This is a genomic window from Aureimonas sp. SA4125 (genome assembly GCF_019973775.1).
In the GTDB taxonomy this organism is placed as follows: domain Bacteria; phylum Pseudomonadota; class Alphaproteobacteria; order Rhizobiales; family Rhizobiaceae; genus Plantimonas.
Map to the genome: position 1 here is coordinate 2,331,138 of NZ_AP025032.1, position 21,234 is coordinate 2,352,371.

Consider the following 21,234-nt stretch of genomic DNA (forward strand, 5'->3'; position numbering starts at 1 on the left):
TGCAAGTCGACCGCTGGGGTCCAGCCTTCCCTATCAGACTCTGGCGAAGAGGTCATGTGTCTGAAGCCGCAGGCGCGACCATCCCTTCGGCAGGGTCGCGGCGGCTTCAGTCGCGCAGGACGAAAGCGCCGTCGGCACCAGCCTGCCAGAGGGCCTGCAGAAGGCCGTCGACATCTGCGCCGGGCGCTGCATCGATCGCGAGCGACACCGACAGCGGCTGGTCCGGAATGCCCGCGTCGACCACCAGGCGGCCGCGGCCCTCGGCGATCTTGCGGACGGCGGCAACGAGTGCCTGATCCTCGACGAGGCCGATCTCGATACGCTCCGGCGCGCCGCCTGCCGCGATGGCCGCGAGTGCGCCGGCAGCACCGGTGCGGCCGGGGGCGGCGGCATAGGAGGAGGCAACGAGCTGATACGAGGCAGCGGGCGGCGTCGGAAGGGGCGCAGCGCCGATATCGGGCGCTTCGGCCTGCGAGATGATGGAATCGACGCTGACGGCGCCGCCCGGAAACAGCGAGCCCGGAGTGCGGGCCGCAGCTGTCGCTGCCGGGATCGCCGCGGGCCGCACGCCGGGCAGGCCGATCGCCTGGACGCGGGCGGCTGCCGAACGGGGGGCGGAAGCATAGGAGAGACGCGAGGGAGCCTCGTTCGAGGCGACCATCACGCCGCTCGCCATGCCATCGTTCAGAGGGGAAGCGCTGCCCGGACGATAGCTCGCCATCAGGATGGCGGTATCGTCGCCGTCAACGGGCGCCTTGCCGACATACTCGACCTTCACGTCGCCGACGCCGTCGGACTTGTAGCCGAGAAGCTCGGCGGCGCGGGAGGAGACATCCAGGACCCGGTCGGCGACATAGGGGCCGCGGTCGTTGACACGCACCATGATGCTGCTCCCCGTCTTCCGGTTCGTGACGCGGGCATAGGACGGAAGCGGAAAGGTGGGATGGGCGGCAGAAAGCCCGAACATGTCGTAGATTTCGCCATTGGCGGTCAGCCGGCCGTGGAAGCTGGCGCCGTACCAGGAGGCCTTGCCGCTCTTGACGTAGCCGGGCTGGTCCTTGGGATAGTACCATTTGCCGCGCACTTTGTAGGGCTTGCCGATCTGCGCCCGGCCGCCGCCCTTGGGTACGACCTTCAGGTCGGTGACGCGGGGACTGGCGGCCACGCCGTATTCCTTCGAAGAGAAGGACTCGTTCGGATCGCTCTTGATCCGCTCATGCGTCGTGCCGCCGTGGGTCGAAGACCCGGACTGGCAACCCGAAATGGCGACGGCGGAGAAAAGAACCGAAACGGCCACGGCGCGTCGCAGAGCGGGTTTGGCCATGATCATAAGTCCCCTGGCTTTCGTCGACGAGGTCATTGTGCAAAGGGTCCGAAAGCCCCCGCCTCGGTCCCACTCCTGTCGTGAAAGAGTTATCAGCGCATTAAGCCGGAGGGGCAACAGCCCCGTCCGCGCCCACCGCCGCACCGCTGTTGTATTAATGTATTGACTGTTGTTTTCCGATGACATGGTGGAAACGCTCACTCTGAGGCGTCCCTCCGCCCGGCGACGAACGTCCAGCGGCACTGCAAAAAAGACGGTATCCATTGGAACTCTATGGGTTTTCGGCCGGCGCGGACTGCGCGTGCCCGTCTCACCAGACGCGGCAGACCCGCTATGCGCGCATGCGCGGGCCTTGTTTTCGACATGTTTCATCCACTTTTGCGCCAGAAGTTAATTTTTGATCACGAATTGTTACAATTCCGGGGTGGCGGCATTTCTGAGAGCTGCCGCGGGGGATCGCCATTGCCCCCGCCTCGCAATCGGTCCGGCGAGAACAGTCGCTTTGGCGGCAAATGTGGATGGACGGCCAACAGGCCTTGCTTCCCAACGATCTCAGCGGCTATTTCTTCTTCGCTGGATGGGTGGCCGAGCGGTTGAAGGCACCGGTCTTGAAAACCGGCGGGCGGGAGACCGTCTCGTGGGTTCGAATCCCACCCCATCCGCCACTTCGGAACAAAGCTGGGCACTGCGCCCGGCAGCGTTCCTGCCCCGCCTGCGGCGGCGAGCGTGCGCAGCAGGTCGGACTTCGATCCCATGATGCGGACCTCGCCGTCGTTGACTTCGACGCGCTGCGCGAGCGCGCGGAGATGGTCTCGGCGGTAACCGCCGCCTGAAAGGCGGATGCGTTGCCGTGCGGTCTGTGCGAACTTGGCGAGCATCGGCGCGGTGATCGCCTTCTGACCCGCGCTTTCGAGCATGGCGGATGCACGGTCGGCATCGACGCGCGACTGGTCGCGGATGGCCTTGAGGCTGGCGATGCGGTCCTTGAGGTCAGGGTCGTCCAGATCGGCGACGCCGCTCTCGATGGCGTCGTAAAGGCGCTTGAGGCGAAGGTCGGTCTCGGTCGCGCGCTTGTTCAGCTCAGCAATGTGATTGCGGCGGCGCTCGGTGCGCTCCTGCCGTCTGTCGAGAACGGTCGCTAGAACCTCCTCCAGCCGCGCCGGGTCCAGTAGCCTGTCCTCCAGATGACCGGCAACCAGCGCGTCCAGCTTCTCCATCGGAACGGTCATGCCGGTGCAAGCGGTCGGACCCTGCCGGGCCTTGGTCGAGCAGGTGTAGTAGCGGTAGCGCCCGCTCTTGCCAGTGCGGATCGTCATGGCCCCGCCGCACTTGGCGCAATGGATCAATCCGGTAAGGAGCGTGGGACCGCCCACAACCTGCGGCGGCGTCACCTTGGGGTTGCGGGCCTTCATGCGCGCCTGCACGGCATCGAAGACGGCCTGGTCGATGATCGGCGGCACCGCGACCGGGATGACCTCCTCATCGGGCTTGTTGTCCCCGTTCTTCGTTCGCCGGTTAAACTCGTGCCGCCCGATATAGGTTTTCCGCGTCAGCATCCGATGGACCGTGCCGATGCCCCATCGCCCGCCGTCGCGGGTGAAGATGCGGTTTTCGTTCAAATGCTTGGTGATCGACTTGACGCCCATCGGGCCGGATGTGCCGTCGCCCTCCAGCGCAAGCCGGAACGCCAGCCGCACGGTGTCGGCGTGCAGCGGGTCGATCTCCAGCTTCTTCTTGATCTTGGCCCCGCGCTGCTCGGCGGCGACGACCCGGTAGCCGATCGGCGGCAGCGAGCCGTTCCAGAAGCCCTGCCGTGCATTCTCCTTCAAGGCGCGCAAAACGTGCTTGGCGTTCTCCTTGGACTGATACTCGTCGAACAGCGCCATGATCTGGCGCATCATGACGTGCATCGGGTCGTCGCCCATTTCCTGGGTGATCGACAACAAGCGGATGCCGTTCTTCGCCAGCTTCCTGACATAGAACTCCAGCTCGAAGTGATCGCGGAAGAACCGACTGAACGAATGGACGACCACGACCTCGAACGGAGCGGGCTTCGCCGTCCCGGCCTCGATCATCTGCTGAAACTCGGGGCGGCGGTCGTTGGTGGCGGATGCGCCCGCATCGACGAACGTCTCGACTAGCTGGTAGCCGCGCGCGACACAATAGGCTTCGCCTTGCTTGCGCTGGTCGGGGATCGACACGTCATGCTCGGCCTGCCGGGCGGTCGAGACGCGCAGGTAGAGCGCGGCGCGCAAAGGAACCACGGCGGTCATGCCGCCTTCTCCACCACGCGGAGCCGCCCGCGCTGTCCGCTTCTGGGCGGAGATTTGATGACGATATCCACGTCCTGCCCGAGCGCGTTGAGGCAGCGCAGCAGCCGATCGCTGGAGAACCCTGTCAGCCGACCGTTGATCAGCGCCGACACCTTGGGCTGGTCAAGCCCGACCAGCGCGGCGGCTGCCGCCTGGGTCAACCTCCGGCGCTTGATCGCTTCGCGGATGTGGCTGGCGAGCTGCGCCTTCGCCAGCTCTTCATCTGGTTCTGCGACGCCAAGGTCGGCGAACACGTTGCCCGAACCTTCCGTCAACTTCATGTCGTCCTGCCTGCTTGCCATTGTTCGTGGTCCTCTCTGGCTCGCTTCAATCTCTGTTCGATCAGCGCGATATCGTGCTTCGGCGTCGCGATCCCGTGCTTCGACTTCTTCTGGAAGACGCGGAGGACGTAGACGACGCCAGCAAACCGAACGGTATAGACAGTGCGATAGGTGTCGCCGTCATGGTCATCGACCACCACCAGCACGCCCGCTCCGCTGAACCCTTTGAGCGGCTTGGCCCATCCTGCCTTGCCGCCGGTCTGCGCCTCCCACAGCGCCCCGCCGCACCGGCTCCGGGAATCCCCGCGGATCATCGCGACTGCTTCCGATCCACCTGACAGGCTTGACGCTCGCCTCATCCGCCACATCATTCCTTCCTATGCTAGATATGGCATATCGACGGCGTCGGTCAACCGCACTGTGCCCGCGCCGGACGGTTAAACAGGTCCGAATCGCTCGTCGAAGAAGTCCCCGAACCACGCCTCGAAGACGGCGATCTCGGCGTCAGTCACCGGCACCTCGTCGGGCCAATTATCGCTGACGCGCCAGTTGGATACGTTATGCCGGGGCGGACGGCCTGGGAACGGCCACGGCTCGCCGAGCAGCGCTTCGAGCTGCTCGGAAGCAGTGAGTTCATGCTGGGGGGAGGCGAGGGGCATCGCGCCAGAGTCAACGATACCGCGCGGGGACGGAACAACGCATCTTTACGCCCCGCTACGCTGCGTAATCCGTAAGCGTCGTCCTCAAGCCACGTCGGCGAGCGCGTCCGTGGGCCTAAACTGCCATGGCATGAGATCATCGATGCCGCTGTTGGGATGGCCCTTTACGATCAGCGTGATGACGGCGGTCATGTAGGCCTGTGGATCGACGCCGTTGAGCTTGCAGGTTTCGATCAGCGAAGCGATGACGGCCCAGTGGCCGGCCCCGCCGTCGGAGCCTGCGAACAGGGCGTTCTTACGGGTCAGGGCCAGCGGGCGGATCGAGCGCTCGACGGTGTTGTTGTCGATTTCCACACGGCCGTCGCCTGTAAAGAGGCAAAGGCCTTCCCAACGTGAGAGCGTGTAGCGGATCGCCTCGGCGAGCTTGGTCTTCTGGCTGATGAGCGCGAGCTTCTCGCGCAGGAATAGCTCGATCGCGTCGAGGACGGGCCTCGTTCTTTCCTGGCGTGCGTGACGGCGGACCTCGGCCGGTCGTCCCCGGATCTCGGTCTCGATCCGGTAGAGCGCAGCGATGCGCTCCAGCATCTCGGCCGCGATCGGTGCGGGGCCGGCGGCGGCGAGTTCGTAGAACCGTCGGCGGACATGCGCCCAACAGAAGGCGAGCCGGACATCCCCTTTCTCGGCCAGCACCTTGTAGCCGCCATAGCCGTCGACCTGGAGGATGCCGGCAAACCCCTTGAGATGGGCGATGGGCCGCTCGGCCTTGCGGTCGGGCGCATAGACATAGGCAACGGCGGGCGGGTCGCCGCCCTGCCATGGCCGATCGTCCCGGGCATAGGCGAAGAGCTGCCCGGTCTTTGTCCGGCCGCGACCGGGATCGAGCACCGGCGCCGTGGTCTCGTCAGCAAATAATTTCGATGATGCCTTGAGGTGGCCCAACAGCCGCTCGTGGATGGGACGCAGCAGGAAGGCAGCTCGACCGACCCAGTCGGCGAGCGTCGAGCGGTCGAGATGGACGCCCTGGCGGGCGTAAATCTGCGCCTGGCGATAGAGCGGCAGATGGTCGGCAAATTTGGAGACGAGGACGTGGGCGACGGTAGCCTCGGTGGGCATGCCGCCCTCGATCAGCCGTGCCGGCGCCGGCGCCTGGACGACAACGCCCTCGCAGGCCCGGCAGCCATAGCGGGGCCGACGGGTGACGAGCACCCGGAACTGGGCCGGCACGATGTCGAGCCGCTCGGCGACGTCCTCGCCGATGACATGCAGGGCATGGCGGCAGCACGGGCAGGCCTTGTCCTCGATGTCGACGACCATCTCGATCCGAGGCAGGTGGGCAGGCAGCGAGCCTCGATTTGCCCGGCGCTTGGCGGCGCGCTCTGTCCGAACGTCCGGAGCCGCGGCCTCTGCGGCCGCCTCGTCATCGGCTGCGGCCTGCTCGACCTCTTCGAGGCCCAGCAGAAGCTGATCTTCCGGCAGCGTCTCGGCCCGGCGTCCGAAGCGGTGGCGCTGCAATTCCTTGATGATTTGCTCGAGACGTTCAGCCCGCAGACGCTCGGTGATCAGCATCGCCTTGAGCGTGCCGGGATCGTCGGGAAGCGTGTCGGCAGCGGGTGTCATGCCAGAAGTGAATCACCTCCCAACGCCTGCGGCAACAGGCTTTTGTGTCCCCAGAGGTCAGCCTGATGACGACGGGACGCGGCTGGTCTGGACCTCGTGGACTCGGCGCCAGTCGAGGCCTTCGAGCAGCGCCGATAGCTGCGCCGCGGTCAGGTGCATGACGCTGTCCTGGGCCTTCGGCCAGCGGAACTGGCCGTCCTCCAGCCGCTTGGCGACCAGCACCACGCCGGTGCCGTCCCAGAATACCAGCTTGATCCGGTCGGCCCGCTTGGCCCGGAAGACGTAGACCGTGCCCGAGAATGGATCGGCGCCCATCGTCTCGCGCACCAGCGCCGCCAGTCCTTCCGCGCCCTTGCGGAAGTCGACGGGCTTGGTTGCCACCATCACCCGGACCGCGCCCGTCGGCCCGATCACGAACCACACTTCAGCGCCGAGATCACCGCCGCTATCGTCGTTGGGCTCGCGTCGGGGCCAATGCGAACAACGACGCCACAGAGCTCCAGTTCGATCCCGCCGCCGCTTCGAGCCGCAGCCCGCTTGCGGCGCGGCGGCTTCGGCGAATTGTGCGGCACGACACTCGAGGGCGGTTCGACGATGACGGGCACGAAAGCCGGCGAGGCCGCCGAGCCCGCATCGAACACACGGCGTGCCTCACGCCGCCACCCAAAAATCTGCTGCGGCAATAGCCCGTGCCGACGGGCCACTTCCGAAACCGCCGCGCCTGACACCAAGGTCTCCTCCAGGATCCGTGCCTTGTCGTCCGCCGACCAGCGACGCCGTCCCCCAGCCCCGTTGATCACCTCGACCCGGCGCATCGGCTTAAGCGTAATGTCAAATCCAGACACAGAACGATCCTCTTCAAGATCGTCAGACTCGCCTGTCAGGCCACAGCGCGAAAGGTGGAGCCGGGATGACGCTTACCGTAATCCAGCGCGTTAATACAGGCAGACGGCGGCGGTCGGAAGCTTGAGGCGGAAGCAGCGTAGTGTGCAGGACGGGTGCCATATCATTCTGGCTGTCGGGAGCGTTCTGCCATTGCCGCGCGCCCCTTGTATCGTCTGGGAGGTGTTGACGGCTTGCGACCCCCACAAGCTGACGAAAAGGCAGTATTTGCTCGATTTTTTCAAATGCTGATATTCGATTATCAGCTCTAATGACCGAGCCGTAATCCGGGAACCAGGCTCTGTTCCTTCAGTTGTCAAAATTGATGTTCACGTTTTGCGATACCGAAACGGGTCGCTGTTTTCAAATCAGGCTTGGGGCCCTTTCCACCCGGCATGTATTCAAAGCAAGCGGCTCTTCCGCAACCATGGTTACTAAGATGCTGCGCTTTCTGTAGAATTCGGCGCCGCAGCCTAATCCTCGTCGCTGGCTGACCGACTATGAGCACCAGCCGGAGCGAGTTTTTCGAGCATCCAATCGGCAACGAAACTTTCGACCTTTTTTGCGACCGACGTGCCCATGCGGTTGAAGGCGTGTGGGCTCTCCGGGGCGATCAGGAGTTCAGAATTGCCGCTTGCCTCCTCCCATTTTGCCGCCATGCGCTCATTGTCCTCGAGCAGCATATCCTTCGTGCCCACTAAGAAGAGTGCCGGGGGCATACACGAAAGGTCGGCATAGAAAGGCGAAATCGCTGGATCTCGCCGTTCTTCCTCGGTCATTCCGGGGGTCAGCTCGTACAGGGTTGCGCGCACTGTCGGTCCGTGCAGTACCAGCGTTTCAGGCCCGGCGGCGCGTACCATGGCAGTGCCCGCGAAGTCGTATAGGCCGAAGAACAGCACCGTGCCCGCAATCTGCGGCGCAAGTGTGCTGCGATCACGAAGCCGGAGCAGCGTAGCCGCGGCGAGATGCGCGCCGGCAGAGGACCCCTTGACGACGATCCGGTCCGTGCCGAACTCGCGCATGGCGTGCTCAATCGTCCATACTGCCGCCGCTTCGCAATCGTCCACCAGCGCACTGATCGGATTTGAGAGCGCCAATCGATAGTCGACGCTAACCACCGCGACACCGATCCGGACGGCCAGCTCGGCATTCTGATCATCGCCCATTCGAGCGTTACCGATCGTCCATCCGCCACCGTGATAGTCAAGAATGATCCCGCAGCACTCGCCCGCTGGCCGATGTATTCGCAATTTCACAGGTCGATTAAGCGCAACGATCTTTTTCAGAGTGCGGGTAGCGTTCGTCTGGCTGCCTCGAATTAAGGGATAGAGTTCCGCAACCCGCAACATGGCGTTCAGGGCAACGCGTCCGAGCGCGGTTTCCATACGCAGTCGCGGGAGTATCGCCAGCCTCCTGTTTAAGCGCCGCGCTTCATCAAGGTCTTCCGGAGTGAAATTAAGGTCCATCGAAGGCAAACGCAGGGCGTGTCGTTGAGGTCCCAAGCCTTCATGCGACGCAGGCACACGATCCCGGCTTCTGTTGGCGAGTTGCAACTGGCCAGCAGTCCGCTGGCTTAGACGACTATGATTACGACGAATTGGACTGACAATGCGAGGGCGTTATTTGCACTACATCGGCCGTTAAGACAATTTTCGCCCGTCGGTAGCCGCTCCTCGGGACGAGGGTATAGGGCAGGTGATGGCGATTAGCTGACGCATTGATCATCATTTCGCAGGACTCGTCCAAGTGTGGCTCACGGCTCAAGCCGACCGAGCGGCTCAACTTTTTTAAACAGTCTGGTTAGAAGCCGAGCATGTGAACGCGGCAACCATCGTCGCTTTGAGCTCGGTCTCACTGAATGGCTTGCCTATTCGGGGCGCACGATTGAGACTCTCCGCGAGTTCGAGCGCACCATATCCAGTGGCGACAACGAATGGCACCGACGCCGCCCTTAGAGCGACAGCGATTGGAGCGCTGCTGTCGCCGCTCAGATTGGCATCGAGCAGTGCGCCGTCCAGGCCACCGTCATTGACAACCGCAAGCGCCTCCTCGATCGTTCCCACCGGGCCAACGACGTCGCATCCGAAATCCTCCAATACCATGCTGATATAATCAGCGACCATGTATTCGTCTTCCACGACGAGAACCCGCAGGCCAGCCAGCTCCGAGAGCGCGAGCGCCGCCATCAAACGGTGTTTACAGTGGGAGGACGTGCCGCACCGGTCGGCATGACAGCCGACTCCATCGGGAAGGTCAGCGTCGCGCGCAGACCTTCCTGCTCGAAGGTCACGCTCGATTTGCCCTTAAGCTCATAGGCGATGCTGCGCTCGATGAATCGCGTCCCCTGTCCACGCCGCGTCGGCTCCTGAACGGGCGGGCCTTGGCTTTCGGTCCAGTCGACTTCGATCCTTGGTTCTGGGTCGGCTGAATTGATCCGCCATGCGATCAGCACCCGCCCCTTGGCCACCGACAGCGCCCCGTATTTTACCGCATTGGTCGCGAGTTCATGCAGGATCATTGCCAACGCGAGCGAGGCCTGTGGGCGCAGGTCGATGTCCGGACCGTCCCCCAGCGCGACCTGGCGATCGACCGCGAACGGCCTGAGCGACCGATGAACGATGTGCCTGAGCGTCACACCTTTCCAGCTGCCGTCGACGATCGCATCGTTGGCACCCGCCAGCGCCTGAAGCCGACCCTTAAAAGCCTCGCCAAAATATTCGAGCGTGTCACTGGACCTCAGCGTCTGCACGACGATCGACTGCACGACGGCCAGCGTGTTTTTCACACGGTGGCTCAACTCTCCAACCAGCAGTTCCTGATGCCGCGCCGTGTCCCTGCGCTCGGTAACATCCTCCAAGGCCAGTATGACGAGTTCACCACGCGAGTCATCGCTATCGATACGGCGGGCATTAAGCATCATGCAACGCTTCCCAAGCCGTGGAACTTCAATTTCGATTTCATAATCGGCAATCTGTTGCCGGTTTGGAATCAATTCTTCTAGGAGGGTTCGAAGCGACGGAATATTCCACTGACCGTCGACCAGGTCGTAAACGAGAGAGCCGGTCGTATCGGCGGGGCTGATGCTGAAGGTCTCGTAGAACGCCGAGTTGGCGGATATCACACGGAGATCTTTCGACAACGCCAGCAGCGGATCGCGGATGGTTTCAACGATCGCCTCGGCATAGTCGCGGGCCGCCGCAATCTCGACCTGCTTAGAATTGAGGTCGGTGATGTCGATGAACGTGGCGACCGCTCCGGCGATGCGGTTGTCGCGAGTGCGGTATGGCGCCACGCGCAAGAGCAGGGAGCGACCGTCGCCGGCGTTCACTTCCTGCTCGGATATCGCCAGCCGTTCGATCGCGGCTTTCGCTTTTTCTATCAAATCGCCGCGCGCAAATTTCTGGGTGAAATTGGCGATAGGTCGACCGACGTCCTTTTCGATCAGCTCGAACAGCGTCTGGATCGCCGGACTGAACCATTTGATCCTCAGCTCGGTGTCGAGGAAGATCGTTGCGACTTCGTTGCCGGTGAGGAGGTTACGAAGATCATCGCTCGCTTCGGCCAGCTCGACGATCTTGCGGTCGAGCTGCGAGTTGATGGTGCTCAGCTCTTCATTGAGTGACTGCAGCTCTTCCTTGGACGATTCGAGTTCCTCGTTGGTGGCTTGCAGCTCCTCGTTGACGCTGGTCACTTCCTCGTTGGCGGCGGTCAGTTCCTCGTTGGTGGTTTCATACCGCTCGATTGTCACGCGCATCTCCTCGCGCGCGATCCGCAGCTCCTCTTCCATGCCCTGGTCCGACCCAACAGGGGCGGACGTTTCCCGTGCAGGCGGACTGGCGATGTCACCCTGATCCGTGCCGAAGCTTACCAGTATCATGCTGGGATTAGGTCCGTTGCGGACCGGGCCGGCGGTCACCACCACAGCGTCGCTCGATCCGCGCCTGAATGCGGCGCGCAGCGAGATGGTCTCATCATTCTCGATCGCCTTGCGCACCGCGCTGCGGACCGTAACGCGCAATCCCTCGCGCGCCAGCGCCAACAGGTCCATCGTCGGTGCGCCCGCCGGCTGCGTCAGATAATCTTCGGTCGATCCGTGAAAATGGAGCACCCGATAGTTCCGATCGATCAGCACCGAAGCTGGCGCGAAGCGATCGGCGAGCGACTTGAGCGCGATGTCGGCAAGCTTGGGCGGCGCGGCAACGCCTTTCGACAGACCATCGCGGATCGGCCAATGGGCAAAGTCGATCGCCGGCGGTCTGGCCGGGCCGACGCGTCGGTAGATCCGCCAGCGCTTCGATATGCTGGTAAACAGATGGTCGCGCTGGCCGACGGTCTCGGCGTTGCCGAGAAACAAGACGCCGTTTTCGCGCAGCGCGAAGTGCGCCAGCGAGAGAATCTTGTCCTGCGCCGCCGGCTCCAGATAGATCAGCAGGTTGCGGCAGCTGACGAGATCCATGCGCGAATAGGGCGGATCCTTGAGCACATTCTGCGGCGCGAACAGGACTGTCTCGCGGATGTCCGGTTTGATCCGGTAATAATTGTCGTCGATCTTGTCGAAAAAGCGCGCAATGCGCGGGGCCGTCAGGCTTTCGACCATGCTCCCCGGAAAGGTCGCCCTGCGCCCTGCGCTCAGATGATGTTCGGCCGCATCGGTCGCGAAGACTTTTACCGCAAGGTCTTTTTTGGCGGCCTCGCTGCGTTCGGCAAGGATCATGGCAATGGTATAGGCTTCTTCGCCGGTCGAGCAGGCCGGCACCCAGGCCCGGATTGACTGGCCGCGCTCCGCTTGCTCGACCATCGGCGCGATCACTTCCCGGTCGAGCGCCTCCCAAGCCTCGGCATCGCGGAAAAACGCGGTAACGTGAATCAGCAGATCCTTGACGAGCGCGCCGGCCTCGTCGGGATTGCTCGCCAACAAGGCCAGATAATCGTCGAGCTTTTCGACGTGCGCGATACCCATTCGGCGGTGGATGCGCCGGGACAGGGTATTGTGCTTGTACTGGCTGAAATCATGACCGGCGCGAGCGTGCAACAGGGTAAGCACATCCTCCAGTCCCGGCCCCGACCCGTCCGTGCCCGGACCCTCAGCCATTTCGGGCCGCGGCGCCTCGACATAAGAATGGCGCGCGTAACGCAGCAGCGCCTCGGGCATCAGCTCGGGCGCGAGCACGAGATCGACCAACCCCGACGCGATCGCGTGGCGCGGCATGCTGTCGAACTTGGCTGTCTGAGGATCCTGCGCGATGCACAGGCCGCCGGCCTGTTTGATGTCGGCCAGCCCGGCGGTGCCGTTGCTGCCCGCGCCGGAAAGCACGATCGCGATCGCCTTTGCCTTCTGGTCCTCGGCCAGCGCGCTGAAGAACTTATCGATCGGATGACGCTGGCCGCGCGGCTCCTCGGGCTCGACCAGCTGCAACAGGCCGTCGTGGATGAGCAAAGTCTTGGCCGGAACGATGATGTGCACGCGGTTCGGCTCGACGCGCATGCCGTCCTCGATCTGCACGACTGGCATCGTCGTTGCCCGACCAAGCAGTTCGGCGAGCAAGCTCTGGCGGGTGGGATCGAGGTGCTGGACGATAATGAAACCCATGCCGCTGTCGGACGCCATCGCGTTCAGGAAGGCCGTCGCCACCTCCAGCCCGCCCGCCGACATGCCGATACCGACGATCGGAAAGGCACCGCCTACTCCTTCCGCCGCGTCGCTGCCCATCGATTGTGGCGCGGTTTGACGATCGGGCCCAGAGCCACCGTCCGCCGCCGGTCGTCGCCGACGGGAGGTGGGCTTACCGGGATCTTCGATCGACTTAGCCAGCCTCTTGCTCCAATATGATGGTAAACGTTCTATCGTAACGTCCCGATCGACGCTAGTTGCCAGATCATATGCTTAACGCGATCTTTTTTACGGCTTTTTGCCGGGCAACGTCGGATTTTGCCTTGTAATCAGATCTCACGTGAGAGGGTTGATCGCCGAGGCCATGACTGCCTGCTGTCTGGCCTCAAGGCTCGCGCGCGAGTGCAATGAACGTTGCCCGTTCAAAGAACTGCGCATTTTGCCGCTTCGGCAACTGCGGACTAAGGAGCCCGAATGACCACAACAGCAGAATCTTTAAAGCCTCTTCTCTGGGAGCCGCAAAACCTAGTGCGGGCGATTGAAGCGGCGGGGGTAACACTCTGGTCGTGGAACGTCGATACCGACGCGTTGGCGATGGACGACCATGCATATGATCTTTGGGGCATTCCACGTGGGATCGACGTTCAGTTCGAGGATCTTTCGGCTCACATTCATCCCGCCGATCGCGATCGGGTTCGTGCAGCCTTCACGGCTACGCGCGCCATAATCGGCCCGTATGAGATCGACTTCCGAATCATGGTTGGCGAAGAGCTGAAATGGATTTCTGCCCGCGGCCAGGGCCACGATGTGGGGATGGTCCACCGGATCATGTTCGGCATCTTCATCGATGTGACGGGGCGTAAGCAGGCCGAGGAGGGTCGAGAGCTACTGGCGGGTGAAATGAGCCACCGCGTCAAGAATCTGCTCGCCATTGCATCCGGGCTCACGGCGATCACGTCGCGCTCCACCAACACAACGGACGACATGGCGCGCGAACTCACGCTCAGGCTGACTGCCTTGGGCCGAGCGCACGATTTGGTTCGGCCAGTACCTGGACAGACCGAGACGGCCTCGGTGCTTCTTGGCGACCTGCTGACGGTCCTGCTTGCCCCGTATGACGATCTCGGCGCTTTCAGCGGTCGGATCCGGGTATCCGTGCCACGGATGCGTGTCGGTGAATCCGCTACGACAATCCTTGCGCTCGTCGTGCACGAATTGGCGACGAACTCGCTCAAATACGGCGCTCTCTCGGTCGATGCCGGTATTCTGGACGTGTCGTGCTCGGCACATGATGAGGCGGTCACGGTCATATGGTCGGAAAGCGGCGGACCGACGGTTAAGCCTCCCACGGGCCCGGGCGGCTATGGTCGCAAGCTCATCGAACGCAGTGTCACCGGTCAGCTTCGTGGTTCAATCAGATATGACTGGGCCGAGGAAGGCGTGATTGTAACCCTAAAGGTAAATCCCGACCGCTTGACTGCGTAAAGCAGTGACTACGCGGCCACGCCACGCTCGGTCCTGCAAGGGCACAAGCGCGCGACCGCTCAAAATAGGAGAACGGGCGAGCCGTCGCCGCAGGGTGGCGGCGCTGGCGTGGCAATTGATCGCCGCGCCTGCCAAACTAACGACTGACAGAACACCACCGCACCTTGACGACGCAAAAGCGGCCCGCTTCAGTAGCAAATGCGATCTTAACCTGTACTAAATCGCTGGCGCTCACGCACCTTAGTGGCGATTGTTGCCGGTCCGAATTCAACATTGGCGGACGATCGGCCGAAGCAATCACAGCCCCAGTCCCCGGCTTCGGCCTAGCGTCCAGTCAACGCCACCGCCGGGCATTGGAATTCCGTCCACCTGCTGGCCGAGGCGTTTGGCAAGCGTGTCGTTCCACGGGACGAGCTGGAATCCCAAGCCGTTGTCGATCATGGCGAACCGCCCGCTGCTGAGCTGGGCCTGCCCGACGAGCTTGCCCGACACACGGTCGCCAGCTCCAGTGGGATGCCAGTCGAGGCCGCGTTCGGCTGCGAACTTCTTGCCCGCCCGGTTGACCTCGGCTTGCTCAAGTTGCGCGATCAGGTCGGTTGGCGCGCGGAACTGGCCACCGCCAAGATCGCGGACATATCCCATGTCGGCGAGCGCCTGCTTGCGAGCGTCCCAGGCAGCGCGCACGTCGCCGCCGAAGCCGGTGTGGGGCATGGTCTCGCGTCCGCCACCGAGCATGGTTCGGTCGAGCCAGGTCGCCCCGTCATGGCGCACCTGCCGGTCGAGTGGCAGGTGGGATAGCTCGTCGATGCGCGGGTCGTTGCCGAACCGCTGGCGGTCATGGGCAAGGCCGCGTTCGGGAAGGTCAGCGGGGATCGTCCAGTGTTCGGCATGGACGCGCTCGACGATCCCCGCGCGGCGCAAGGCTTCGAGTCTGCGGACGTGCGACTGGACATGACGCGCATGGTCGACCCGGGGCATGGTCTCGCGCACGGATTCTAAGTGCGCCGAAGGCCGGTAGATGCCTTGGGCGTCGGTGTGTTGCACGATGTTATCATCGGCGACGCGCGGCCTGCTCGGCGGAGGTTCTAAGGCGATGATGCTGCCGCGCCGGATATCCTCGGCACTTGTCGCCGGAACCTCCAAATGATGGACGCGCCCGTCCACGCCGTCGATGGTCAGCCCGATCCGGTCGCCCAACTCGTCGCCGCCTAACCCCTTGGCGACAACGCGACCGACAATGCGTTCGGTCGGGATGGCGTGATGGACGTTGTAGCTGGAGGCCGCTCGATATTGCGCGACGCCTTCGCGTTCGAGCGCCTGATGCATCGTCTTGATGATGTCGCCGCGCGTGCCCAGCTCGCGGAGGATCGGCTCGGCGCGGGCCGATATCGTCCAGACGCCCGGCGTATGCTCGGTCGCCAGACCCATGCGCTCCAGCTTGCGGGCGCGGTCGATCAGCAGCGCCCGGTTCTGCCGGGCGGTTTCGAGCATATCCTTGTCGGGGCGCAGGTCTGAGAACTCGTCGCGCTCTTGGCTCCCGATCAGCATCCGGTCGAGCCGGGTGAACCGCTCGGCGTGCACCTCTCGCTCAAGCTGGCGACTAACCTCCTGCTCGGTCTGACGGCCCAGCTCCAGCGTGACGATCTCGCTCGCGCGCTCGCGCACGCCGTGGGCGATGTAATCCCCGGCGATGTTGAGCATCTTGCCGTCGTCGGTGACGCCACGCATCAGGACGTGTGTGTGCGGGTGGCCGGTGTTGTGGTGATCGACCGCGATCCAGTCGAGCTTGGTGCCAAGGTCCGCCTCCATCTGCGTCATCAGGTCGCGCGTGGTCTGGCGAAGGTCGGACAGCTCGACGCCTTCCTCTGCCGACACAATGAAGCGGAACTGATGGCGGTCCTCGCGGCCCCGATCAAGGAACGCCGGACCATCGGCAATATCCTTGTCGGCGGAATAGACCTGGCCTTTCTCACCGTCGCGAGTCACGCCATCGCGCTCCAGGTAACGCAAATGCGCGTCCACCGCCTTGCGGCTGACGAACTGCCGTCCGCGCGTGGCACCGCGCTGCGGATTGAGCTTCACCACACGGGCCTTCACCGCCACCCGGCGCGAGCGGGTGCGGACGCCACGCCCGTCCCGACTCCACCCGTTCTGGCCTTTCAAACCCGCTGCGACCTGAGCGCCCCGTCCGCGCGCGTTGAACCGCCCGCTTCCCTTCCCCGTTCCGGCCAACCTGTTCGGATTGCCGCCCGCCCGGCGGATGGCCTGATGCACCTCGCCGATGAAGGTCTTGGGACGCTGCCGCACCACCCTTGGCAACCGGCTTGCCCCCGGTCGCGGACCTTGCCGGGACGGATACGGAATCGGTCGTCATCGTTCGCCATGACGTGACGATTGAGGGCTGGATTTACCCGCGCAAGACAGCAAATCGAGGCGTAGGGCCGTGGCGTAGAAAGACTTGCAAACGGCGGGAAACGGCGGGACTGGATTTCGCGCACATCGTCGATTGTGCATGTCGAAGCATTGATAACAAACGAGAAAATGGCTTGAGTGCCACCCATGCACCGCGTTAACAGTGCCGCGCGACGCCAAAAAACAATGTGCAGACAAACACTTAGGAACGAAGTTCCGGCAGTGAGGAATCTCGCTTTATCTTGCCGTCATCTTCCTTCCCCTCATCCTGCCATCCACATCCATTGATTCCGCCGATCTTACTACTACGCTATACCACGATAACGCCCCAACCCGAGCCGTTGATTCGCCGGATTGTGACAAAACGATTGCGCGAGCGCAGCGCAGTAACTGTGCAGCCAAGCCGGGATAGTCGCCTTCCGGGAATGCCGCCGCGATACTTAATTCAGCGTTGTCGATCTGCAACGGTTTGGACGTCGGCTCCTCCATCGTAATGCCGCTGAATGATCCGGGAACCAGCTTTACACACGCGCCCGATTTTACAAAAGTCAGCAGGGCGTGACGATGAAAGGCACGCGCGACGACCTTCGGCGACACACCCCGCCGTGAACAAGGCATGTGCTTGATCGTTGCTGCCGGGACCAAATTCGGGGGTCTACCAAGCGTATATCGGGAACGGCTGGCAGGTCGCCGTACGGCTCGCCATGCACGAGCAGTTATAAAACTTATGCTCGCTTAACGCATCGCCGCCGCATTCCACCGCGCCGCTTAATGCAGTTCTAAGGCAAACGCTGGGCTCGATCTAACAAAGGCGACCCCATGCCCTTCGACTTACTGCTCGGCGCAATCGTTGCCGCGATTGTGCTTGTCTATCTGCTCGCCGTGCTCGCGCGCCCTGAGCGGTATTGAAGGAGTGCCGGGCATGACGCTCACCGGTTGGAGCATGATTCTCCTCTTCACCGCTCTTTTCGTGGCGCTGGCCAAGCCCGCCGGAGCGTGGCTGCACGCCCTTTATGCACGCGAGACTTTGCCGCTCGGAAGCATCGAGCGGGGGTTTTATCGCGTCGCGGGTGTTGACCCGAAGGCGGAGCAAAGCTGGGTCGGCTATGCTGTTTCGCTGATGGTCTTCAACGTCGCGGGGATCGTTTTTCTGTTCGCAATTTTGAAGCTGCAGGGTTTGCTGCCGCTCAACCCGCAAGGCTTCGGCGGTGTCGAAACTCTGCTCGCATTCAACACAGCTGTCAGCTTCGTCACGAACACAAACTGGCAGAACTACGGCGGGGAAACGACGCTCTCGCACCTATCCCAAATGCTTGGCTTGACGGTGCAGAACTTCCTTTCCGCTGCGACCGGGATCGCGGTGGCATTCGCGTTCATTCGGGGTTTCGCGCGTCGGCAGGCAACGGGCATCGGCAACTTCTGGGTCGATGTGACGCGCGTCACGATCTATCTCCTGCTGCCCGCCTGTATTGTGCTCGCGCTGGTCTATGTCGCGCTCGGCGTGCCACAGACATTCGCGGCGTCGGTCACCGCGACGACGGTCGAGGGCGCTCAACAGGTTATCGCGCTCGGACCGGTCGCGTCGCAGCTAGCGATCAAGATGCTCGGCACCAACGGGGGCGGCTTCTTCAACGTCAATTCCGCGCACCCATTCGAAAATCCGTCGGCGCTCGTCAACATGATCCAAATGCTGACGATATTCGTGCTCGGCGCGGGGCTGACACTCACGTTTGGCAAGGCGGTCGGCAGCGTTCGCCAGGGCTGGGCGCTGCTCGCGGCGATGGTCGTGCTGTTCCTGATTGGCGTAACTGTCGCCTATTGGGCAGAGGCCGCAGGCAATCCGATTCACCAAGCGCTCGGGCTTGCTGGCGGCAACATGGAAGGCAAGGAGGTTCGGTTCGGGATCGCCGCGACCGTGCTGTTCGCGGTCGTCACAACCGCTGCGTCCTGCGGCGCGGTCATCGGCATGCACGACAGCTTCATGCCGCTCGGCGGGCTGGTGACGATGTTCAACATACAGCTCGGTGAGATCGTGGTCGGCGGCGTCGGCGCGGGCTTCAACGGAATGCTGATTTACGCCATCCTCGCGGTGTTCATCGCTGGCTTGATGGTCGGGCGCACCCCTGAATATATCGGCAAGAAGATCGAGGCGCGCGAGATGAAGCTGGCGGTGATCGCCATCGCCATCCTGCCATTGATGATCCTTGGACTGACTGCAATTGCCAGCGTCACCTCTGCCGGACTGGCGGGTCCTCTCGCCAAGGGGCCGCACGGCTTCAGCGAAATTCTCTATGCATTCTCGAGCGCGGTAGGGAACAATGGATCGGCTTTCGGCGGCCTGACAGGGAATACGCCCTTTTACAATCTGCTGCTCGCGCTGGGCATGTTCGTCGGCCGTTTCGGTGTAATCCTGCCCGTCCTCGCGATTGCTGGAGGTCTGGCGGCGAAGCGCCACATACCACCCGGCGCGGGTTCGTTCCCGACAACCGGTCTGCTTTGGGTTGGACTGCTCGTCGCTATCATCCTGATCGTGGGCGGACTGACGTTCCTGCCCAGCCTCGCGCTCGGCCCGATCGCCGACCAGGCGCAAGTCGCCGCCGGCAACCTTCTTTGAGAGACGCTGCAATGTCCGAACAAACCTCGCTTTTCACCGGCCCGCTAATGGCCGCTGCTGCCCGCGACGCCTTCATCAAGCTCGATCCGCGCGCCCTGATCCGTAATCCGGTGATGTTCGTTACCGCGATCGTCGCCGCGCTTTCGACAGTGCTGCTTGTGAAGGGGCTCGCGACTGGGACGGGCAACCCCGCGTTCGAGGCGCAACTGGTGTTCTGGCTATGGCTGACGGTGCTCTTTGGCAATTTTGCCGAGGCGCTCGCCGAGGGGCGTGGAAAGGCTCAGGCCGCTTCGCTGCGCGCAACCAAGGCCGATCTTCAGGCCAAGCGCTTGGCGGGGGTCGGTAACGTATGGGAAATGGTCGGCGCGAGCTTGCTCGGCGTCGGTGATGAGGTGCTTGTCGAGACCGGCGACCTCATTCCCGCTGATGGGGAAGTCATCGCCGGTGTGGCTTCGGTGAATGAAGCCGCGATTACTGGCGAAAGCGCGCCTGTGATCCGCGAAGCTGGCGGCGACCGTTCGGCGGTGACGGCGGGGACGCGGGTCATCTCGGACAGCATCCGCGTTCGCGTCACGGCAGCGGCCGGACAGGGCTTCCTCGATCGGATGATTGCGCTCGTCGAGGGCGCGTCACGGCAGAAAACGCCCAATGAAGTCGCGCTGACGATCCTGCTCGCCGGGCTAACGCTCATTTTCCTGATCGCGGTCGGCACGCTCCCCGCGCTTGCCTCCTACGCAGGTGGTTCGCTTGCGGTGCCGGTACTAGTCGCACTGTTCGTCACGCTCATCCCGACTACGATCTCGGCGCTGTTGTCGGCGATCGGCATCGCCGGGATGGACCGTCTGGTGAGGTTCAATGTGCTCGCCAAATCGGGTCGCGCTGTCGAGGCGGCGGGGGATATAGACACGCTGTTGCTCGACAAGACGGGTACGATCACGATTGGTGACCGGCAGGCGACGGCTTTCCTGCCCGTAGCAGGGGTCAGCGTCTCGGAACTCACCGCCGCCGCGCGCTTATCGAGCCTCGCCGACGAGACGCCAGAGGGTCGCTCGATCGTTGTGCTCGCGGGCGCTGGCGAGGCCATGCCAGCCGGTGCCGAGCCGATCGCCTTTACCTCGCAAACGCGAGTCTCAGGGCTTAAAATCGGGGAGCGGGAGCTGGTCAAGGGCGCGGTCGATGCCGTGCTCAAGCGGCTGGGTCCGGTAGCCAATGCCGATGCACTGCGCACCATTGCCGACGACGTTGCTCGCCAAGGCGCTACGCCGCTCGCGGTGGCCGATGGACAGCGCCTGCTCGGCGTCGTCCAGCTCAAGGACATCGTCAAGGCGGGCATCCGCGAACGCTTTGGTGAACTCCGCCGCATGGGCATCCGCACCGTGATGATCACCGGCGACAATCCGCTCACCGCCGCCAGCATCGCCGCAGAGAGCGGGGTCGACGACTTTCTCGCCGAAGCGACGCCTGAGGACAAGCTCGCCCTGATCCGCAAAGAGCAGGAGGGCGGCAAGCTGGTCGCGATGTGTGGCGACGGCACCAACGATGCGCCCGCGCTCGCACAATCTGATGTCGGCGTTGCGATGAATACTGGCACGCAGGCCGCGCGTGAAGCTGGCAACATGGTGGACCTCGACAGCGATCCGACCAAGCTGATCGAGATTGTCGGCCTCGGCAAACAGCTGCTGATGACACGCGGCGCGTTGACGACATTTTCGATCTCGAACGATGTGGCGAAGTATTTCGCGATCCTACCCGCGATCTTCGTCGTGCTTTATCCGGGGCTAGGCGTTCTCAACGTCATGGCGCTCGGTAGTCCCGAAAGCGCCATTCTGTCAGCGATCATCTTCAACGCGCTGATTATCCCGGCGCTGGTGCCGCTCGCTTTGAAAGGCGTGAAGTACCGGCCTGCACCAGCGGGCACGCTGCTTGCACGTAACCTAGCCGTCTACGGCGTCGGCGGTCTCGCCGCGCCGTTTCTCGGCATCAAGCTGATCGACCTCGCCGTCACTGGCCTCCATCTTGCCTAGTAAGAAACACCAT

Annotated in this window: 15 protein-coding genes, 1 tRNA gene and 1 pseudogene; 5 read left to right on the top strand and 12 right to left on the bottom strand. The window is 63.2% G+C overall.

Going from position 1 to position 21,234, the window contains the following annotated elements; translation table 11 throughout:
• Positions 1-106 precede the first annotated feature (106 nt).
• Positions 107-1,324, bottom strand: coding sequence for a septal ring lytic transglycosylase RlpA family protein (locus Sa4125_RS24280; RefSeq protein WP_275967467.1), 1,218 nt, complete (start codon positions 1,322-1,324; stop codon positions 107-109).
• A gap of 575 nt (positions 1,325-1,899) precedes the next feature.
• Between Sa4125_RS24280 and Sa4125_RS10830 the strand changes: the two genes are divergently transcribed.
• Positions 1,900-1,989: transfer RNA gene (locus Sa4125_RS10830), tRNA-Ser, on the top strand.
• On the opposite strand, the pseudogene Sa4125_RS10835 reads toward Sa4125_RS10830, so the two are convergent.
• From Sa4125_RS10835 to Sa4125_RS10880, 10 genes and pseudogenes are all read right to left on the bottom strand, one after another.
• Positions 1,960-3,597: pseudogene (locus tag Sa4125_RS10835) on the bottom strand (recombinase family protein); the annotation flags it as partial. The gene Sa4125_RS10830 and the pseudogene Sa4125_RS10835 sit on opposite strands and share 30 nt — an antisense overlap.
• Positions 3,594-3,917 (bottom strand): helix-turn-helix transcriptional regulator, encoded by a 324-nt coding sequence (locus tag Sa4125_RS10840; RefSeq protein ID WP_224007031.1) that lies wholly within the window; start codon positions 3,915-3,917, stop codon positions 3,594-3,596. The pseudogene Sa4125_RS10835 and the gene Sa4125_RS10840, both read right to left, overlap by 4 nt.
• Positions 3,914-4,231: a type II toxin-antitoxin system RelE/ParE family toxin gene (locus Sa4125_RS10845; RefSeq protein WP_224007034.1), complete on the bottom strand. Its 318-nt coding sequence runs from the start codon at positions 4,229-4,231 to the stop codon at positions 3,914-3,916. The genes Sa4125_RS10840 and Sa4125_RS10845 overlap by 4 nt, the downstream gene beginning before the upstream one ends.
• Positions 4,232-4,354: 123 nt before the next feature.
• A complete protein-coding gene (locus Sa4125_RS10850; protein WP_224007036.1) occupies positions 4,355-4,576 on the bottom strand; it encodes a hypothetical protein in 222 nt (73 codons plus the stop codon).
• An 84-nt stretch (positions 4,577-4,660) separates the two neighbouring features.
• Positions 4,661-6,193 (bottom strand): IS66 family transposase, encoded by a 1,533-nt coding sequence (locus Sa4125_RS10855; RefSeq protein WP_224000747.1) that lies wholly within the window; start codon positions 6,191-6,193, stop codon positions 4,661-4,663.
• A 57-nt stretch (positions 6,194-6,250) separates the two neighbouring features.
• Positions 6,251-6,607, bottom strand: coding sequence for an IS66 family insertion sequence element accessory protein TnpB (gene tnpB, locus Sa4125_RS10860; RefSeq protein WP_224000737.1), 357 nt, complete (start codon positions 6,605-6,607; stop codon positions 6,251-6,253).
• Positions 6,604-7,038 carry a transposase gene (locus Sa4125_RS10865; RefSeq protein WP_224000735.1) on the bottom strand — a complete coding sequence of 145 codons (435 nt, stop codon included), beginning with the start codon at positions 7,036-7,038 and terminating at the stop codon, positions 6,604-6,606. Before Sa4125_RS10865 ends, tnpB begins: the two co-directional genes overlap by 4 nt.
• A 510-nt stretch (positions 7,039-7,548) precedes the next feature.
• Entirely contained in the window at positions 7,549-8,628 is a 1,080-nt protein-coding gene (locus tag Sa4125_RS10870) for an alpha/beta hydrolase (protein ID WP_224007039.1), read from the bottom strand.
• Between the two features lie 234 nt (positions 8,629-8,862).
• On the bottom strand, positions 8,863-9,261 hold the full coding sequence (locus Sa4125_RS10875) for a response regulator (protein ID WP_224007042.1): 399 nt from the start codon (positions 9,259-9,261) through the stop codon (positions 8,863-8,865).
• Entirely contained in the window at positions 9,261-12,785 is a 3,525-nt protein-coding gene (locus Sa4125_RS10880) for a chemotaxis protein CheB (protein ID WP_224007044.1), read from the bottom strand. The genes Sa4125_RS10875 and Sa4125_RS10880 overlap by 1 nt, the downstream gene beginning before the upstream one ends.
• Positions 12,786-13,160: 375 nt before the next feature.
• Between Sa4125_RS10880 and Sa4125_RS10885 the strand changes: the two genes are divergently transcribed.
• Positions 13,161-14,171 (top strand): sensor histidine kinase, encoded by a 1,011-nt coding sequence (locus Sa4125_RS10885; protein WP_224007047.1) that lies wholly within the window; start codon positions 13,161-13,163, stop codon positions 14,169-14,171.
• Positions 14,172-14,468: 297 nt separating this feature from the next.
• Here the strand turns inward: Sa4125_RS10885 and Sa4125_RS10890 are convergent, their stop codons facing one another.
• Positions 14,469-15,989 carry a DUF3363 domain-containing protein gene (locus Sa4125_RS10890; RefSeq protein WP_345944338.1) on the bottom strand — a complete coding sequence of 507 codons (1,521 nt, stop codon included), beginning with the start codon at positions 15,987-15,989 and terminating at the stop codon, positions 14,469-14,471.
• A gap of 1,413 nt (positions 15,990-17,402) precedes the next feature.
• Here Sa4125_RS10890 and Sa4125_RS10895 point away from each other — a divergent pair.
• From Sa4125_RS10895 to kdpB, 3 genes are read left to right on the top strand one after another with little or no spacing between them, the layout of a single operon-like run.
• Complete coding sequence (locus tag Sa4125_RS10895; protein WP_184194128.1) at positions 17,403-17,492, top strand: potassium-transporting ATPase subunit F; 90 nt, start codon at positions 17,403-17,405, stop codon at positions 17,490-17,492.
• Positions 17,493-17,505: 13 nt separating this feature from the next.
• Positions 17,506-19,197 (top strand): potassium-transporting ATPase subunit KdpA, encoded by a 1,692-nt coding sequence (kdpA, locus tag Sa4125_RS10900; protein ID WP_224007050.1) that lies wholly within the window; start codon positions 17,506-17,508, stop codon positions 19,195-19,197.
• 11 nt (positions 19,198-19,208) lie between these two features.
• Complete coding sequence (gene kdpB / locus Sa4125_RS10905) at positions 19,209-21,221, top strand: potassium-transporting ATPase subunit KdpB (protein ID WP_224007053.1); 2,013 nt, start codon at positions 19,209-19,211, stop codon at positions 21,219-21,221.
• The last annotated feature ends 13 nt before the right edge of the window (positions 21,222-21,234 follow it).

What these genes read in the sequence shown, in the direction of transcription:
- Sa4125_RS10875 (WP_224007042.1), bottom strand. Translation starts at nt 9,261, where the DNA reads ATGGCGGCGCTCGCGCTCTCGGAGCTGGCTGGCCTGCGGGTTCTCGTC.
- Sa4125_RS10845 (WP_224007034.1), bottom strand. Translation starts at nt 4,231, where the DNA reads ATGATCCGCGGGGATTCCCGGAGCCGGTGCGGCGGGGCGCTGTGGGAG.
- Sa4125_RS10840 (WP_224007031.1), bottom strand. Translation starts at nt 3,917, where the DNA reads ATGAAGTTGACGGAAGGTTCGGGCAACGTGTTCGCCGACCTTGGCGTC.
- kdpB (WP_224007053.1), top strand. Translation starts at nt 19,209, where the DNA reads ATGTCCGAACAAACCTCGCTTTTCACCGGCCCGCTAATGGCCGCTGCT.
- Sa4125_RS10850 (WP_224007036.1), bottom strand. Translation starts at nt 4,576, where the DNA reads ATGCCCCTCGCCTCCCCCCAGCATGAACTCACTGCTTCCGAGCAGCTC.
- Sa4125_RS10895 (WP_184194128.1), top strand. Translation starts at nt 17,403, where the DNA reads ATGCCCTTCGACTTACTGCTCGGCGCAATCGTTGCCGCGATTGTGCTT.
- kdpA (WP_224007050.1), top strand. Translation starts at nt 17,506, where the DNA reads ATGACGCTCACCGGTTGGAGCATGATTCTCCTCTTCACCGCTCTTTTC.
- Sa4125_RS24280 (WP_275967467.1), bottom strand. Translation starts at nt 1,324, where the DNA reads ATGGCCAAACCCGCTCTGCGACGCGCCGTGGCCGTTTCGGTTCTTTTC.
- Sa4125_RS10885 (WP_224007047.1), top strand. Translation starts at nt 13,161, where the DNA reads ATGACCACAACAGCAGAATCTTTAAAGCCTCTTCTCTGGGAGCCGCAA.
- Sa4125_RS10890 (WP_345944338.1), bottom strand. Translation starts at nt 15,989, where the DNA reads ATGACGCAGATGGAGGCGGACCTTGGCACCAAGCTCGACTGGATCGCG.
- Sa4125_RS10855 (WP_224000747.1), bottom strand. Translation starts at nt 6,193, where the DNA reads ATGACACCCGCTGCCGACACGCTTCCCGACGATCCCGGCACGCTCAAG.
- Sa4125_RS10880 (WP_224007044.1), bottom strand. Translation starts at nt 12,785, where the DNA reads ATGGGCAGCGACGCGGCGGAAGGAGTAGGCGGTGCCTTTCCGATCGTC.